Raw genomic sequence first — 17799 nt, 5'->3', positions numbered from 1 at the left:
TCTCCGTCCTTCCGTATGGCCTCGTTGATCGTTGTATAGTGAATGCTATCGGCAATCTGCCCACCCTCATTAAAAACCAGCTGTGGCTGCAGCTCATTGAAATACTTTCCTATGATGCCGAACTGTGGGGAGGTGCTGTCTGCATCATGTACACAACCAATAAAAACGATGCGTTTACCATTCTTGCCTGTTACATTAATTACGTAGGGCGTTTTAACAGTATCCATCATTTTACCAACTTTCACATAATCGCGCACAATATAGCTATGGGGTTTAATACGGCTACCCGGGGTAGAAATATTACAGGACAATATACTGATCCCGGCCAGCAAAAACTTCTTAGTTTTCATATCACAAACACCAAATAATTGCCGCAAATAAAGCTTATTGATGGTACCGGATGACACTCACATTGATGAACATGGCTTTCTTTTTGATAAAGACCAGTATTAATTTGACAAAAAATATTTCATTGCTGTAATAGTAGATAATCAGCCCGTTACACTTACCTTAGCCAGTCCCGACGGGGGGATATTTAATCATAGACAGAATGGCCTGATAAGCAGATGAAGATTTTTGTACAGCGTAAACCTACCTTGTTTACTGTAATCGTCCTGCTGTCAGGTGTCCTTTTCAGCAAAACCATCGCACAGACAATTGAGAGCAGCCAACCACTCTACCGGAATTTTACTAATATCAATTCCGGCCTTTCGTCCAATATTGTTTACAAGATGGTGACAGACGGGTATGGCTATATCTGGCTGGCAACTGAAAGGGGCCTTGTGCGTTATGATGGTGATACTTTCAGAAAATACACTGCTCCTGAAACTGACAATGAATTTATACAGGTTTATAAACCTAATGATAGCCTCTTATGGCTGTTTGGATATTCCGGCAATAGCAGGCTTTTCAATTTGAAGACACATACCTTTACAGCTGTGCTTGACGAGCCTAACACGCCATCTTTCAAAAGCCCCGTGATATTGGCCTGGCAAAAAAAAGACACGTTGTCCCTATACCGGATAAACAGCACTTTTTCGCAAACAGTTCTTTCCAGCCCGAAACGGCAATGGCCGATCGGTAAAACAGCCTTTATCAACAGTCTTTTGACCCGGTGGAAAATCCCCGACCACGTTAATGGTATCGCTACCGATACATTGTCGGCATTGTTTAATTACAAACCTTATGCCATACAGATTATAGGAGACGCCTTAATACTGGGCAATAAAATCTTCCGGCAAAAGGGAAATATGCCGGCTACATTGATATTTGATGGTGACAGTGAAAAAATCATCGGCAACATTAGTTCTTTCGTGAGGATTGGCAACGACTTATATCTCGGTTTTGTAGAGTCACAGGAATTATTACTGATACAAAATTTCTTTTCCCTGAAGAATAATGTACCACGATCATATTCAAAAATATTAACACAGGTTCCGGTTACAAGCCTTGTCAGCGATTACCAGGGTAACCTTTGGGTGGGGACGCTTGGAAAGGGCGTTTACCTGTTTACACCTGCGGATTTGGCAACCAGGCATCTTCAGGAAACTCTTCCCGACGACAATGGGCTCGATAACTATATTTCAGGGATTAGCGAACTTGATAATGGGGTTGTTGTGTTAGGGCATGACCGGGATAGGATCAGCATTTTGTTTAAAGGAAAAGTAGTTAAACTGAAAATTTCCAATCGGCAATCTATTAACGAAATCAGAGCGGTTTATAAAGCAGCAAACAATTGGTTCTTTTTTGGTAATCAAAATAGTTACGTAGGCAAAGGGATGTTGATGCCTGGTAAAATTTCGCCCCTGGCTATCAGTAGCCATACCCCGTTTAAAGATGGTGTAGCATATCATAACAGGTATTATTTTACCACCAAATCCGCCTGTTTTATAATCAACACTGACGGAAGCATCAGTACCGATCCCAAGTACAAGGGGATTAACACGCTGTCAGTCGCACCATTTAATGAAACGGTGTGTTTTTATGGCACAAGCGATGGTATATATCGAAACGATGTCAAGGAGCGCCTTTTTTCATCAATTCGCATCAACAAACTGAGGGTGCTAACAAATAACCTTATTGTATGTACACAGGAAGGAGCTTTTGCAGTACAGCTTAATGATAAGGGTGAACTTGGAAGCAGCACAAAAATATTGAAGCAGAACTGCTATGATATAAAAGCGGATGACCAGTATTGTTATTTAAAGACAGGCTCGGGTTTGGTTATATTTAGAATCAATGATTGGAAACTGATCAATGAAATTGATGCAGCGAGATATTCCTTTTCAATTAATGATTTTTCACTTGAAACTGATACGCTGGCTTTGGCTACCAATAATGGTGTTTATTATATGCCGAAGCGATTTGTTTGTGGTTTAAAAAGTACCGTTAGCCCGAAAATTTACCTGGCATGTTCCTTAACGGGGTTTGATGTGTCAAAAGCCACATCCGAAACCATTTATTCCAGGAAGCTTTCCATCACTCTATTAGCTGACGTTCTTGACTATACGAATGAAACCAGGAATATTAGTTATCAAATAAATTATAATGGGGATGCAGTTAGCAACTGGCAAACAATAAATGACCGTACAATCACACTCAATAACCAGAAACCAGGAAAATACCTTATAACAATTAAAGCAAAAGGAGAATACTCCGAATTGCAAAGCAGCACGTCATACACTATTATCATTCGCCCCTTATGGTACCAGCGGATTTGGGTAACTATTCTTTTTGGGTGCCTGGTTACTGTTGGGGTTGGTTTCTTTGTATTCGGATGGTACAAAGTCCAGTTGCAGAAAGCAGAGAAAAAGATGAATGATCATTTACGAATGAACGAACTTGAAAACAAGAACCTCTTTGCCCAGTTAAAACCACACTTTATTTTTAATGTACTCACTCCCCTGCAATCCTATTTCATCAATGGGGATGATATAGGAGGGCTTAAATATCTTGATAACTACGCTAAACTTATGCGTGGCTTTTTACAGGAGAGCAGAGAAAGTTATATCACAATTGAAAAGGAAATTGATTTTCTAAAACATTACCTGTTTATTCAGCAACAACGCTTCAGCAATGGATTTAGCTATTCTTTTGTGGTTGATACCCGTTTGGTGATCTCACAGTTATATATACCTACTTTGATATTACAACCTATTGTTGAAAATGCAGTTGAACATGGCGTTAAAAATGAAAACGGATTAAACGCCAACATGCGCATCAGGTTTGAACCCGATGATAATAAATTGCTGGTATCTGTTATGGATAACGGGAAGGGATTTAAAAATGGCGAACCTTTTCTTAAGCCCAATCATGCGCTGGAAATCATCAAAGAACGCCTTGAACTAATACGTTTAAAACATCAGGTGGGGATGTTGCATATTACCTCAAATGGCAATCAACCCGGTACTACTGTAACTATTGAACTGCCACTATTAACTACTCAACCGTAATATAATGATAATAAAGGCTTTTATTATTGATGATGAAGTGATGCCAAGAAACACCCTGGCCGGGCTGATAAAAAAATTCTGTCCCGATGTAGATATCGCGGGGATGGCTGAGAGCTATTCAAAAGCTGTTGCGGCGCTAAAGCAACAGCAGGTGGACATTATTTTCATGGACATCAACCTGGGTAGCCATACCGGTTTTGATATCCTGGATGAGCTTTTGTCTTACCGAGCAGCTGTTGTATTTGTAACAGCCTATGAGGAATTTGCGCTTAAAGCATTCAGGTATGCAGCAGTAAACTACCTTTTGAAGCCGGTAAACCATCTTGAGCTAATCGAAACCGTTGGTAGGGTGAGACAAGCGAGGATGGACAAGCGGCAGATAAACATACAAGGGGAAAACGCTTATGAAAGAAAGCAAATTGCAGTCCCCAATAAAAGCAAGATCGAACTCGTGTATATCAGCGATATTGTTTATGTATCTGCCGAAGGAAGTTATACTGTTCTGCATTTGCAGAACAAAGACAGTATTATGGTGTCAAAACATCTGAAACAATTGGAAGATATGCTTACCGCTTACAAGCAATTCGTTAGGGTTCACAGATCCTACATTGTAAACAAACGCTTCATTTCCGCATATAACAGAACAGACAATGGCTATTTGGAAATGCAACAAGGAGCTTCCATACCGGTTGGAAGTGTGTACAAGCAGGATATATTCAACCTGTTTGAGAATTAGTATGGAAACAAAAGTAATTAAAGCTAAAACTATATTGCGCAAAGAGATTATTGAGCAATAGTTAACGGCTTTGTTGACGTCGATATAAATAAATGAAAGGTGAATTATTTATTTTAGGGTTAAGATCTTTTTTAAGGTGTCTAAAAATGCATAAAGAATTTGATTGTTGCTCCAGCACTACTATGAATGCAAGTCGAAAATCTGGAAAAACATTTAAACCTGAGAAGTCCTGTAGAATACCGAATTATAAAATAGTAGTGTTCAATAAATCTATCATGGTAAATTTATTGAACACCTGTCCAAAGAAAAATTACAGCAATTATCCACTTATCTTCTTTGAATTTTCATCCCCATATTTCTGCAAAATCCGCTCTGCAGTTATCAGAAAGCCATAAATGTGTTCAATTAACCTCCCATTATCAGTACTTGAAAATGAAGCGATTAGGTAAAAGACACTAATCGCTTTTTTGTTGTCCGAAAATTTCTGGTGAAACATTTTTCTCAGCCCAATAAGGTAGGTTGCTATTACTTTTATAACTCCACCAGCATTTTTTTTGAATCCCTTTGATTTTGTTGATTTCAATTTTATAATTAATCATAACATGTAGTGATATTATAAACCTTTTAAAAGCTCCTGTAGCGTCACCTCTAACCCTGCTGCGATTTCTTCAGATAAAAGAATGATGGGTTAATGTTGCCAGTTTCAAGCCACTGTAATGATTGTTGATCTTTTCCGATGGAATGAGCCAGGTCTAATTGGGTCATAGCTTTCTCCTTACGTATTTCGCGTATTCGTAGCCCCAATTTCTTCAACTCTATTTCTTTGTCCATCGAAGTATAAAAGAATACGAAAAGGTTGGCAATTAATACCAGGTATCGGTTGTATTTTGGATTGATTTTTTTCCCCTTAACATTCAATCAACTTAATATGGTCTTAATTATGCAATGGCACCCTGTATGACTTCTCACACATATCTAAAGAACTCCTGCTCGGTGGCATCATCGTATTTAGATAAAAAGAATTGCAGGTAGTATTTATACAATTTAGCAAATTCTTGTTCGCTCTTTCTACAAAACAAGTTGAGAAAGTGCTTATCCCCACCTCTTTTATTCCAAAAAAATGGGTGGCCTATATCGTTGGTGTCTTTGTTGAAATCGAACAGTGCCCAGTGTTTGAAATATTGTTCTCTCATAGATTTAGCTTTAACCTAAAAAAAAACTTAGCTGTATATTACATTTAGATAACAGAACAATATTGCATCTTAAGTATAGGTTTTTATTGGTCTTAATATAAAATCACGGGACTATTATCGAACGTTTAGTGAAAAATTACAAATCTCTTATACCTAACACCAATGCAATTTAAGCCTGAGAAGCTTAGTGCTACAAAAAGTTATTTTAATACTAACTGGGCGAAATTGAAACCAACTTTAGAAGAAGTGAGTAACCTTAACTAACTACTGCACTTTTAAAGATCCTTTACTGGGTATTCTTCGAACCTCCCGTTTGGTGTTTTAGTACTGTTGGGGCTACCAAAGTAACGGAATCACCTTTCTAATTAAGAAAGGCATTTTTTGTTTTTAGTCAATAACTCAAGTTGCGTTTCCAGCGAATAAAGCATTTTTTTGGTTTGAATCCTATGGGGCTACTCCAGAAAGTAAAAAAGACTTTAGAGATAATCTAAAGTCTTTTTAGTTAAAACGTCAAAACCTACAATGCAGTTAAGTTGCCGTTTAAAAAACAGCCTTTAATTGAATTTAGGATTAAAATTACAAACAGACTGGAAAGTTTTTTATTTTTTATAGTAGTTTTTCGCTATGAAGTAAATATCTTAATGCCTAATTTTTACCCTATTCACAAATTGTGTTTTTAACTGTTCCTGCGCGTAAAGCCTCTCTCTTTTTATGCATCTTTTTATTTTTTTCTGCCTCCGCAAGGCGAATATTCGCGCAAGCCAGCCAAACCGTTGCTAATGGGCAAGGCACAGCAGCCATAACATTTCCGTCTGGATCATGTACTTACAATTGGGTTAACGATAATCCATCAATAGGCCTTGCTGCAAGTGGCACCGGCAATATTGCGTCATTTACAGCAGTAAATACAGGAAGTACCCCGGTAACAGCAACTATTACTGCTACTCCCGCCAATCCAGGCTTTGCTTATATCGCTAATGGCGGTTTTGGCGTTAATTCAGTTTCAGTGATTGATATTGCCGCAAAAATGGTTACTGCAACTATTCCTGTGGGTGCCAATCCATGGGGCGTTGCTGTAAACCACGCCGGTACATTAGTCTATGTAGGAAACCCAAGCGGTAATAAAAGCATATCAGTAATCAATACGGCAACGAACACAGTTTCGGCTACTATTCCTGTAAACGGTGAAGCCGGCAATATGTTGGTTAGTGCCGATGACAGCAAGTTGTATGTAGCCGATTATCCGTACATAACAGTTATCAATACGATTAACAACACTGTAATATCCGATTTTACATTAGGAAATTACATTACGCCAACCGGAATAGCCCTAAGTCCTGACGGAAGTAAATTATATGTAGCAAATGGTAGCAATAATGATATTTTAGTTGTTAATACAATCACTCATGCAATAATGGCAGATATTGCAATTGGTTATAATCCTTTTGGCATCGCATTAAGCCCTGATGGGAGCCGGTTATATGCACCATACGGTGTGCGAACCATATTTCCAGATATCAATAATAACGATATTTTAAAAGTTATTAACACCGCGGATAACACCGTATCTGCAAGTATTCCTGTAGGACAAGGGGCGATTATCGTTGCATTAAATAACGATGGTAGTCGTGCCTATGTGATCAATTCATTCTCCAACTCAGTATCCGTAATCAATACAGCCGTTAACCAGGTTATAGCAACGGTTCCGGTAGGCAACGGACCTATAGGCCTATCTGTGACGGGCGATGGCAGTGAGGTGCTTGTGGAAAATGGCCGCGATAATAATGTTAGCGTTATCAATACGGCAACCAATACGGTGACAGCAACTATTGCAACCGGCGAAGACCCCAATTCGTATGGAAATTTCATAACACAAGGGGCCGCCTGTGGTGGTGGCACCATCAGTTTTAAAATAACGGTTAATCCAACACCTGTCATCACCGCAAGTCCGGTAACCGGTGAAATAGCTGCTTGTGTGGGCACGGCATCGGCAAGCCCGGCTTTAGAACTATTTTCAGTGGCAGGAAATAACCTGACCGGCAATATCCAGGTAGCTGCACCTGCCAATTTTGAAATAGCGCTTACCTCAGCTGGTACTTACGGTAATAAGCTGACGCTTGTACCGGTGGGTGGGAAAGTTATTGGCACAACAATATATGTACGTTCGGCCGCTACTGCTAAAGGAAACATTTCCGGTAATGTAAATATCTCTTCACCTGGTACGAATAACCTTGATATACCAATATCGGGCTCTGTCAAAGATATACAGACCATAAATACGGTGTCCGATCAGACGGTGATGAATGGCCAGTTTACAAACGCTATCACTTTTACAGGAACTGCAAACACGGTTAATTGGACCAATGACATGCCCGCTGTAGGTCTGTCTGCGAAAGGTTCAGGCAACATCCCTGCTTTTAAAACGGTCAATTTTACGGCTACCCCTATTGTTGCCAATATAACCGCTACACCATCACCATCGGTATATGCCTATATCAATAATTCAGGAGATGGGACAGTTTCAGTGGTCAATACAGCAAATAATAAAATTGAAAATACAATAACCGTAGGCTCAACGCCAATTGGAGTCACATCAAGCCCCGACGGACGCCGTATCTACGTTGAAAACGAGGACTCCAATACGATTTCTGTTATCAGTACCAACAGTAACACCGTTATTGCAACTATCCCGGTTGGCCCCTATGCCAGGGGTGGTCTGGTTGTAAGCCCCGATGGTTCAACCCTATACCTTGCAACATTTGGTGGAAACAATGTTTTGGTGATCAATGCAATAACTAATACGGTTACAGCCAGCATACCTGTGGGCAAATTACCTGTCGGAATAGCGGTCAGCCCCGACGGCAGTAAAGTTTACACTGGGAATTTTGGCGATGGTAAAATTTCCGTTATCAATACTTCAACAAATACCGTTGCATCATCTATAACTATTGATCCCTTGAACAACAGCTTAGCCGTTATGGACATTTTAGTGAGTCCAGATGGGCGGCGCTTGTATGCTGTTACGCAAAGCCCGGACATGGTGTATTCGATTGAAGCTGCTACCGGCACGATTCTATCAAAAGTACCTATTGGCCTGGCTGGCGTTGCCATAGCCTTAAGTCCCGACGGCAATACACTGTATGCAATTAGTCAACATGCAAACACCGTAACCGTAATCAATACCATTGCCAATCAAATCCTCGCAACTATACCAATAAGTGGCGACCCGGCTGGCATAGCTGTTTCACCGGACGGAAGCCAGGCATTTGTAACCAGTCCTACCGGGATAGCTGTAATAAATACCATCTCAAATACAGTCACTTCTACTTTTCTAACAGGAAATAGCCCTCACTCTTTCGGCAATTTTATAGTCAAGAGCGCAAACTGCCTGGGATCTCCGGTACATTTTTCAATCAAAGTGGACCCATCCCCACCCCCTGTCATTAGTTTTACAGGCAATTTGCCTCCGCTCAATACGCAATATGGCACTCCTTCTCCCTCAACAAGTTTTTCCATATCAGCGGTAAACCTCAATGAAGGGGTGATGATCACCCCACCATCAGGCTTTGAAATAAGTATGGATAACCATGTGTTTGCTCCAAATGTTACCGTTGGCGCCGCGGGAACTATTACATCTATACCAGTGTTTATAAGAATAGCTGCCACCAGCCATGTTGGTACATACAGTGGAGATATTAAACTTAGTAGCATAAATGCTGCAAATGTAAAAATTGCCATGCCCGCCAGCAAAGTAAGTTCTGCTCCTCTTAAGATAACTGGAAACAGTGTAACCAAATCATACGGTTCCGTTATCACAGGCACTGCAGGTTCAGAGGCATTTACTTCGTTTGGCCTGCAAAACAATGAAACTATCGGCAGTATAACCATTGAATATGGGCAAGGGGCTACGGCTGCGGCAACTGTAGGTAATTATATTTCTTCAATAAGTGCCACGGCCGCTACTGGGGGGACATTCAATCCGGCCGATTATGCTATAAGTTATACTCCCGGAAATATTATTGTTACTGCAGTACCGCTTACCATAACCGCCGATAATAAGGTCAAGATTTATGGAACAATTAATCCGGTATTAACCGCTTCCTATAGTGGATTTGTAAATGGCGAAGGCCCTCAGCAATTGTCCATGCTTCCCACAATTAAGACGGCTGCAGCCCAAAACTCGGCGGCCGGTCAATACGAAATCACCGTGAGTGATGCCGTGGCTCCGAATTACGATATAACTTATATCTCAGGATTATTAACCATTCAGGCCAGCCATCCCGATATAGTGATACCCAATACCTTTACCCCTAATGGCGACGGTGCAAATGATAAGTGGAATATCAGTGCCTTAAGTAAATATCCAAAATGTTCGGTCTCTATTTTTACCCGTTATGGAATCTTGCTTTTTTATTCCATAGGCTATGGCCAGGCTTGGGACGGTACTTATCATAACAGCCCACTTCCGGTAGGCACCTATTATTATATTATAAAGGTAAACACTACAGGCAACATAAATACTTTATCCGGCCCCGTCACTATTATTCGATGAAAAGATAAATATTTTTAGTTATAAGTTACCAACTTGGATAAACCACAACAGCTTGCCCCAGGCTGCCAATTTAAATCGATCCCTTTATTCATTAATAATCAAGAAGCTATGAATGCAAACAAAATCGGCGAACAGGGGCAATCAAAATGGTTTATTCACTCATTATTTATGAAATCATCTATTATACAGGGCATTTAGCCTCACTGTTGTGCTCCACACAGGCCATCTCCCAACAGCGTACATGACGATATCGATTGGGTATTGTTTGACCTGGGGCCATCCGGCTATTGAACAAAGTAAGCCAGCACATATCGAGAATAATAAAATATTCTCGATATGTGCTGGCTTAGAATTTAGTATTACGAAAAGAGGTCGGTTTAGACCTAAAATAATTAGGTGTTCAAAAAAATAACATGGAGTATTTTTTGAACACCTTTTTTTAAAAAAAGCACTCAATCATTGCTCATTTTTCGTGGATTTTCCCTCTTCATATTACTGCAAAATCCGCTCTACAACCATCACGAAGCCATAAATACATTCAATTAATCTCCCGGTGTAGGCACTTGAAAATAAGGCAATTATGCAAAAGACACTAATCTCTTTTTTTTGCTAAAAATTTCCGGTCTAACATTGGTCTAACATGGATCAAGAAGAAAAATTGTGGGGGCATAAAAAAAGTATTTGTTTTTTGTGTAAATAATAACCAATCCGAATACGCTTGTCACCTGCATACCAAATCCATCCCCCCTACGCGTTCTCTATCGCGCTCAAAGCAGACATTAACAACTTTGAAAATGAAAGTTATAACCCATTAAAGGGCTCATTAGCCAAATAAACTTTAAAATCCTTGATCCTTCCGGTTTCCATATCCTGCCGTGGCAGCATTTTGATACCACTTATGGCTATTTTACGTCCCAAATCAATAACTATTTGATGAGGGTGTTTAGTGGCATTATCCTTCCATTGAGTATGCCAGATGCTGGTATACTGTAAATCAAACACGTTTTCTGATTTACCGTCCTCTCCTTTCAACTCTTCACTATCGGCGTACGCCACTTTCCACAAATTGCGGGGTAATTGCCCGCCATTTTCATCCAATAATTCAAGCTCGGCCAATGACGTAAACTGGTCGCCAATAAAGTTATTCATTGCTTCCAGGGCAACATAACGTCCGCTTTTTAAAGGGAACTTAAATGTTTGCCATTTAGCAGTATTTTCCATTACCCCGGTATATAATAAGCTGTTCAAATTATTTCCAAACTTCTGCCCCGGTTTACGATGATTACTGCTGACGGTCTCTATTGCAGTAAGGCTATCAAGAATGGGTTTATCCATACCTTGCAAGCGTGCAGCAACCGGACGGTGCATATCCAGTATGATTACTTCATTTTTCCCTTTATTTAACCATACACCGGGTACATACATAGTTTGAGTTGGCCCAATATTCCAATAACGGCCAAGGCAATGTCCATTTATCCAGGCCACTCCTTTTTTAAACCAACGCATATCCAGATAAAAATCACTGTTATTTTGTACATTAAAGTACCCTTTATAAAACGCAGGCTCGTTCAGCCTGGGTGCTGTACCAATAGCCTTGTATTTAAAAGTGGGATTGCCCTCACCTAATGGAATTGAATAATGTTTCCATCCCTTTAACATTATCTTTTTTGCGCCGGCTATACTATAAACCTCGCCCTGTAAACCTTTACGATCGTGCAGGTAATAACCATAATTAACGCGCCCCATGGCTTCAACAAAAACCCGCAGTTTGGTAGGTTTGGATAGCTCAGGAATTTCAATAACATGATCATTTTTCATCCGGTTTAATACACCGATGAGTTTGTTACCAATAAAAACTTCCGCGTAGTCATGCACTTCGGTAAAATCCAGTTTACATTTTCCACCGGCCGGCAAATTTGTTTCATAAACCATCATCCCATAGCCCTGGTTTAAGTCTTCCATATAAAGCGTGGTATCACTGAGCACCGGCTTAGACAATTGGCCCATTATAGGAGCAACCGCAGTAAGGTTAAATGGAGGGATTTTTTGTACAGGTATAGCAGCAGGTACATCTGTTAACACCTCACCGGGTTGGAGATACTTTTTTAACGTATTGCGCAGTTCTTCATACTTGGCTGTTGCTTTTCCATTTTCGCTTATTGGTGCGTCATAATCATAACTGGAAGTTTCGGGTGTGTATGGCTGAGAATTTGCTCCGGCCCATAAGCCGAACGATGTGCCACCGTGTATCATATATATGCTAAAGGAAGCTTTATGATCAAGCATCCAACCAACTTCTTTTATAAGATGATCATTTGAGCCAGTATGATGTGGCTGGCCCCAACTATCAAACCAGCCGGGATAGTATTCGCCGCACATTAACGGCCCTGCGGGCTGAACTTCCCGCAAGGCTTTAAAGGCTGCTTCAGGATTGTTACCAAAGTTAACTACGGCAAAAATATCCTTCTGTACATCATTTTTTAATTGAACAGTACCGTCGCATGTAAACAGAGGCACAACAAACCCTGCTTCTTTTAAATAATCGCGTATTTTTAAAATGTATTCTTTATCTGCGCCATAGCTGCCGTATTCATTTTCAACCTGTGTCATTAATATGGGGCCGCCGTTGGTTATTTGCAGCGGACTTAAAACGCGACCAACTTCTTTCAAATATTGCCGGCAACGCTCCATAAAATACGGATCCTGGGTACGTAACCGGATATCTTTCTTTTTTAACAGCCACCAGGGCAAGCCGCCAAATTCCCATTCGGCACAAGCATACGGTCCGGGGCGCAACAATACATATAAACCTTCCTCTTGAGCTATTTTACAAAACTCGGCTGCATCCGCTTGCCCTTCCCAGGTAAATTTCCCCGGTGATGTTTCATGAAAGTTCCAAAACAGGTAAGCACAAACGGTATTTAAGCCAACCGCTTTAGCCATTTTTAAACGGTGCCTCCAATAAGCTTTCGGGATCCGGGCAAAATGCATTTCCCCGCAGCGAATAACAAAAGGCTTCCCGTTTAAAATAAAAGATTCAGTACCAATTTTAAACGGCTCATTTATTTCCTGCTGACCAAAAGCAGGTTTGCAACTTAGCAGGTATACAAAAAGGAGCAGGCTGATAATACTATTTTTCATTAAAGGTCAATTTTGACTGTGTTACTAAGTAAGTTTCAAAAACAATTAAGTTTTTTTCAGGTGTAATGTTATCACGAATGGGTGGGTAAACTTTGCATCTCCCAAATGCAGATAGTATCCATTGCCGTACGTTTTCTCTATACGGAACTTTTGATGATCATCGGTTAAGAGCGTATTATCTGCAATTATTGTTTTTTCGGGAAGCGTTATTTTTAAGGCTCCCGAGAAAGGTATATTGAAAACAATCATGTATAACCTTTCATCACCCGGCTTTTGGGTAAAATAACCCCAATCTTGTTTTTCCAAGCCAGCATTATCACATCCGTATATGGCCTTTCCGTTAGCTTGCATCCATGCACCAACCTCCTTTGACAGATTTTGCTCGTAGGCACGGATAGTGCCATCTGGCTGCGGGCCGAAATTGAGTACAAAATTGCCGCCCATGGAGGTACAGGTTGCAAGCATCTCCTGTATTTCATATGAAGTTTTTGTGTGGCCCTCCCATATTTTGTGATATCCCCACTGGTTTTCGGGAACGGTCATGCAGGCTTCCCAATCAAAATCGAGCGACTTTACGCCAGATGGCAAACGACGTTCAAAACTGCCATCAAAATCACCAAAATGCCGTCCGTTGTAGTCATGATCTACATGGCCCCGGGCATCTGTACGGATGCGGTTGTTAAGGATTATACCCGGTTTTAATGCCCGGCAATACTGCTCCAGCTCATAGCCCATTTTATAGTTTTTTTTGTATGATGCCTCCCATTGCCCGTCGAACCAGAAACCTTTAATATTGGGATAATTGGTTATCAACTCTTTCAGTTGATTTTTAACATAAGCGAAATATCGTTCAAAGGCCTTTTGATCATCTTCAGATTGTATTACGGATCGATAATCGGGATGATGCCAATCCAAAATGGAATAATAGAAATAAACATCAATACCCTCTTTTTGATATGCTTTTACAAATGGCATCAACAAATCTTTTTTATAAGGCGTTGACGCAACAGAAAAATCCGTAAAGCTACTGGGCCATAAGCAAAACCCTTCATGATGCTTGGTAGTAATGATCACATATTTTACCCCCATATTTTTAGCCATATGTGCCCATTCGGCAGGGTTATATTTCTGAGGATTAAATTGATGGATAATTTCGGCATACTCAGCAGTTGAAATACCGGCATCTACTTTCAACCATTCGGCAGAAGTAGGGTAATTTTTGCCTTTCCATTGCCCGCCGGTAACAGCATACAAACCCCAATGAATAAATTGGCCGAAACGGTTTTCGCGCCATTTTCGCATTCCCGGATCCGGGCGCTTACTTAATATGGTTGCCCCCATTAATGAATCGGCAGGTGAAATTATTTGTGCAAATGAAAAGCCATTTACGGCTATACAAACAATGAGGGTAACAAAGATTCTCTTCATTTTTTTAATTATTTCAATATAGTGGCATGGAGGTTTCGTTATTTATTAAAGTATCCCGAGTTGGAGCCGGCATACCTTTTTTTTCTTTCTTATTTTCAGTGGATTTAGCAAGCAAGACATTAGCGAAAAAGCATCGATCAACCCCCTTCAGTTACAATTGTAACAAAATAATAATCCGAAAAAACAGCGAAAAATTACGCAATCGGTTGTGTGTGCCATAACAAACGTTTGCGTAATTTTTAAGACCAAAGGGCATGTAACCAGAAGCCATCTTTCCATTAAATTTTAGTTAGTTTCGGACATATTAACAGAAAAAACCGACACATTTTTATGCGAAAACTAACTTGCCTGCTTGTTTTACTATTGCCTTTAAAGCTTTTTGCCCAACAGTTTGATCCCGTAAAAGGATTGGTTAAAAGGCGCGCCCCCTGGTTAAGCGAACACGTTATTTTCAAGTCATTAAAAGATACCAATTCCGAGATAGTTGAACTGCAAACCATAAAAAACAAACTGGTTATCACAGCCTCTGGTGCTAATGCTGCCGCGGTTGGTGTTAACTGGTATTTGAAATACTATTGTCACCGTTCCATGTCGCACATGGGCGACAACCTGGCACCTGTATTCCCTATTCCCGTTGTCAGTAAAAAGACGACTGTACAGGCCGCGGCCAAGTATCGTTACGCATTAAATTATTGTACTTACAATTACACCATGAGTTTTTACAGTTGGCCGGACTGGGAACGGGAGCTGGATTGGATGGCCTTGAATGGTGTTAATACCATGCTTACTGTTGAAGGCATGGAAGCAGTGTGGCAAAACACGCTGAGGAAGATAGGCTACAGTGAAAAAGAAATTAACGATTTCATAGTTGGCCCGGCCTATACCGCCTGGTGGCTGATGGGTAATATCGAAGGCTGGGGAGGCCCTATGCCTCAAAGTCAAATCGATAACCGGAAGCTGATCCAACAAAAAATGATGAAACGGATGCATGAATTAGGCATAGAGCCGGTATTGCAGGGCTTTTATGGTATGGTGCCAAGCTCATTAAAAAGCAAGAGCAAAGCGCATATCATTGATCAGTTAACCTGGGGAGCCTTTAAAAGGCCCGATATACTTGACCCTACCGACCCTGAATTTGCCCGTATAGCAGGTATATATTACAGCGAAATGCAGGCATTATATGGTAAAAATATTCACTTTTTTGCAGGCGACCCTTTTCACGAGGGTGGTAAAACAGAAGGCGTCGACCTGAAGAAAGCAGGAGCTGCCATACAGGCATCCATGCAAAAATATTATCCGGGTTCAACATGGGTATTGCAGGGCTGGCAGGATAACCCCAAACAAGGCATGCTTGATGGTTTAGATAAATCAAAAGTATTGGTGCAGGAACTTTTTGGTGAGTTTACAAATAACTGGGAAAAACGTAAAGCTTATGATGGTACCCCATTTATATGGTGCAGTGTTAACAATTTTGGCGAACGCCCTGGTGTTTATGGCAAGCTACAACGCTTTGCCGATGAAATAGACAGAGCCCGAAAAAGCACTTACAGCAATTATCTTAAAGGTGTAGGCATAATGCCCGAAGGCATTAATAACAATCCTCCGGATTATGATTTGATGCTTGAATTAGGCTGGCGCAAAGACCATGTAGATACCCGTAACTGGATCAATGATTATGCAAAATATCGCTACGGTAAAAGTAATGACCATGCCAATAATGCCTGGCAAGGATTTTTACAAACAATTTATCAAAGCCTTCCGGGCTACCAGGAAGGTGCAGGCGAATCTATCTTTTGTGCCAGGCCGGCACTCAAAGTTAAGTCAATCTCCAGCTGGGGTACCCTTACCCGTAATTATGATACCGTAAAGTTTGAAAATGCTGTAAGAGAATTTGCCAAAGCCTCCCCTTCGCTCATTAATTCTGCAACTTATAAAATAGACCTTATCAATATGGTTAGGCAGGTACTGGCCAATAAAGGGACCCTTGTTTTTAATGATCTGGTGGCAGCATATAATAACAAAGACCTGCAGGCCTTCAACAAGGCAAGCGGAAAGTTTTTGAACATGATCAAATTAACAGATAATCTTTTGAATACTGATAGTTACTTCAAACTCAACACTTATCTAACACAATCAATAGATAACGGCAATACTACAGAGGAAAAGGCAAATAATTTAAAAAACATGTTAATGCAGATCACCTATTGGGGCGAAAACGTACGCACCGAGGATAACCTGCATGAGTATGCCTATAAAGAATGGGCAGGCCTTATGGATGGATATTATCTGCGCCGCTGGGAGATCTATTTTGATTACCTGCGCGGTAACCTGCAGGGCAAAAGCCTTCAGGAGCCCGATTATTTTTCATGGGAACGTAAATGGGTAGATGATAATCAAAAGCTACATCCTGAAAAACCGCAAAGGCCCCTACAGGAAGTGGTTGATGAAATTTTATCGCTATAAAAACGGGGTTATCCCCAAAACATCCCTTTTATTTAAAACTAACGGACCTCTATCTATCCGATGAAAAAACACGCTTTAGCTATTTTATTGATCTTTATTGCATTTTCTCCATTATATGCCCAAAAGAAAATAGGAACAGAAACGCCCGAACAAAAGGCCAAACGCATGGCCTGGTGGACAAACGACCGTTTTGGTATGTTTATTCATTGGGGGCTTTATTCGCAGGCTGCGAGGCATGAATGGGTAAAACGGTGGGAGCGCATGACAGATGCGCAATATCAACCTTACTTTGACGAGTTTAATCCCGATTTGTTTAACCCTAAAGAATGGGCAAAGAAGGCTAAAGCGGCCGGAATGAAATATGCCGTGCTTACTACCAAACATCACGAAGGGTTTTGTTTGTTTGATTCAAAATACACCGACTATAAGGCCACAAATACCGCTGCAAAAAGAGACCTTGTAAGAGAATTTGTAGATGCTTTTAGGGCCGAGGGCATAAAAATAGGATTCTATTATTCATTGCTGGACTGGCATCATCCGGATTTTACAGTTGATGTTTTACACCCTTTGCAACCCGCGAGCGAGAAGGACGAAGATTACGATAAGCTCAATAAAGGCCGTGATATGGCCAGGTACCGTACCTACATGCATAACCAGATCAAAGAACTGCTTACCAATTATGGCAAAATTGACATGCTCTGGCTCGATTTTTCATACCCTGATAATGGTAAACACGGCAAAGGGGCCAAAGACTGGGGATCTGTTGAACTGGTTAAAGAGATAAGAAAGCTACAACCCAATATTATCATTGATAACCGCCTTGATTTAAACGAA

General features: G+C 40.6%; 10 protein-coding genes. 5 read left to right on the top strand and 5 right to left on the bottom strand.

Annotated elements, in window-relative coordinates; all coding sequences use genetic code 11:
- Positions 1–350, bottom strand: a 350-nt coding sequence (locus tag VF500_RS13365) for a hypothetical protein (protein WP_330860144.1), incomplete at its 3' end; no start/stop codon positions are given.
- Between the two features lie 216 nt (positions 351–566).
- Here VF500_RS13365 and VF500_RS13360 point away from each other — a divergent pair.
- A complete protein-coding gene (locus VF500_RS13360; RefSeq protein ID WP_330860143.1) occupies positions 567–3452 on the top strand; it encodes a sensor histidine kinase in 2886 nt (961 codons plus the stop codon).
- A gap of 4 nt (positions 3453–3456) precedes the next feature.
- Positions 3457–4188: a LytTR family DNA-binding domain-containing protein gene (locus tag VF500_RS13355; protein WP_330860142.1), complete on the top strand. Its 732-nt coding sequence runs from the start codon at positions 3457–3459 to the stop codon at positions 4186–4188.
- Positions 4189–4507: 319 nt separating this feature from the next.
- Here the strand turns inward: VF500_RS13355 and VF500_RS13350 are convergent, their stop codons facing one another.
- Together VF500_RS13350 and VF500_RS13345 are read right to left on the bottom strand one after the other, a co-directional pair.
- On the bottom strand, positions 4508–4771 hold the full coding sequence (locus VF500_RS13350) for a hypothetical protein (RefSeq protein WP_330860141.1): 264 nt from the start codon (positions 4769–4771) through the stop codon (positions 4508–4510).
- Positions 4772–4836: 65 nt separating this feature from the next.
- Positions 4837–5019 (bottom strand): helix-turn-helix transcriptional regulator, encoded by a 183-nt coding sequence (locus VF500_RS13345; protein WP_330860145.1) that lies wholly within the window; start codon positions 5017–5019, stop codon positions 4837–4839.
- 1032 nt (positions 5020–6051) lie between these two features.
- Here VF500_RS13345 and VF500_RS13340 point away from each other — a divergent pair.
- Positions 6052–9933, top strand: coding sequence for an MBG domain-containing protein (locus VF500_RS13340; RefSeq protein WP_330860140.1), 3882 nt, complete (start codon positions 6052–6054; stop codon positions 9931–9933).
- Between the two features lie 801 nt (positions 9934–10734).
- Here the strand turns inward: VF500_RS13340 and VF500_RS13335 are convergent.
- Together VF500_RS13335 and VF500_RS13330 are read right to left on the bottom strand one after the other, a co-directional pair.
- The gene (locus VF500_RS13335; RefSeq protein ID WP_330860139.1) at positions 10735–13074 is read right to left on the bottom strand and encodes a beta-galactosidase; all 2340 of its coding nucleotides are present in this window, start codon (positions 13072–13074) and stop codon (positions 10735–10737) included.
- Positions 13075–13119: 45 nt separating this feature from the next.
- Positions 13120–14502, bottom strand: coding sequence for an alpha-L-fucosidase (locus VF500_RS13330; RefSeq protein WP_330860138.1), 1383 nt, complete (start codon positions 14500–14502; stop codon positions 13120–13122).
- A gap of 330 nt (positions 14503–14832) precedes the next feature.
- Between VF500_RS13330 and VF500_RS13325 the strand changes: the two genes are divergently transcribed.
- A complete protein-coding gene (locus VF500_RS13325) occupies positions 14833–16965 on the top strand; it encodes an alpha-N-acetylglucosaminidase (RefSeq protein ID WP_330860137.1) in 2133 nt (710 codons plus the stop codon).
- 60 nt (positions 16966–17025) lie between these two features.
- Positions 17026–17799 (top strand): alpha-L-fucosidase (locus tag VF500_RS13320; protein WP_330860136.1); only part of this gene is annotated, 774 nt, incomplete at its 3' end.

Source organism: Mucilaginibacter sp. (genome assembly GCF_036383575.1).
Classification (GTDB): Bacteria; Bacteroidota; Bacteroidia; order Sphingobacteriales; family Sphingobacteriaceae; genus Mucilaginibacter.
Note: the sequence above shows the minus strand (reverse complement) of the source record. Positions and strands in the feature narration are given on the sequence as shown.

Excerpts from the sequence above, each read along its gene's own strand:
- VF500_RS13360 (WP_330860143.1), top strand. The coding sequence starts at position 567 with ATGAAGATTTTTGTACAGCGTAAACCTACCTTGTTTACTGTAATCGTC.
- VF500_RS13355 (WP_330860142.1), top strand. The coding sequence starts at position 3,457 with ATGATAATAAAGGCTTTTATTATTGATGATGAAGTGATGCCAAGAAAC.
- VF500_RS13345 (WP_330860145.1), bottom strand. The coding sequence starts at position 5,019 with ATGGACAAAGAAATAGAGTTGAAGAAATTGGGGCTACGAATACGCGAA.
- VF500_RS13335 (WP_330860139.1), bottom strand. The coding sequence starts at position 13,074 with ATGAAAAATAGTATTATCAGCCTGCTCCTTTTTGTATACCTGCTAAGT.
- VF500_RS13330 (WP_330860138.1), bottom strand. The coding sequence starts at position 14,502 with ATGAAGAGAATCTTTGTTACCCTCATTGTTTGTATAGCCGTAAATGGC.
- VF500_RS13325 (WP_330860137.1), top strand. The coding sequence starts at position 14,833 with ATGCGAAAACTAACTTGCCTGCTTGTTTTACTATTGCCTTTAAAGCTT.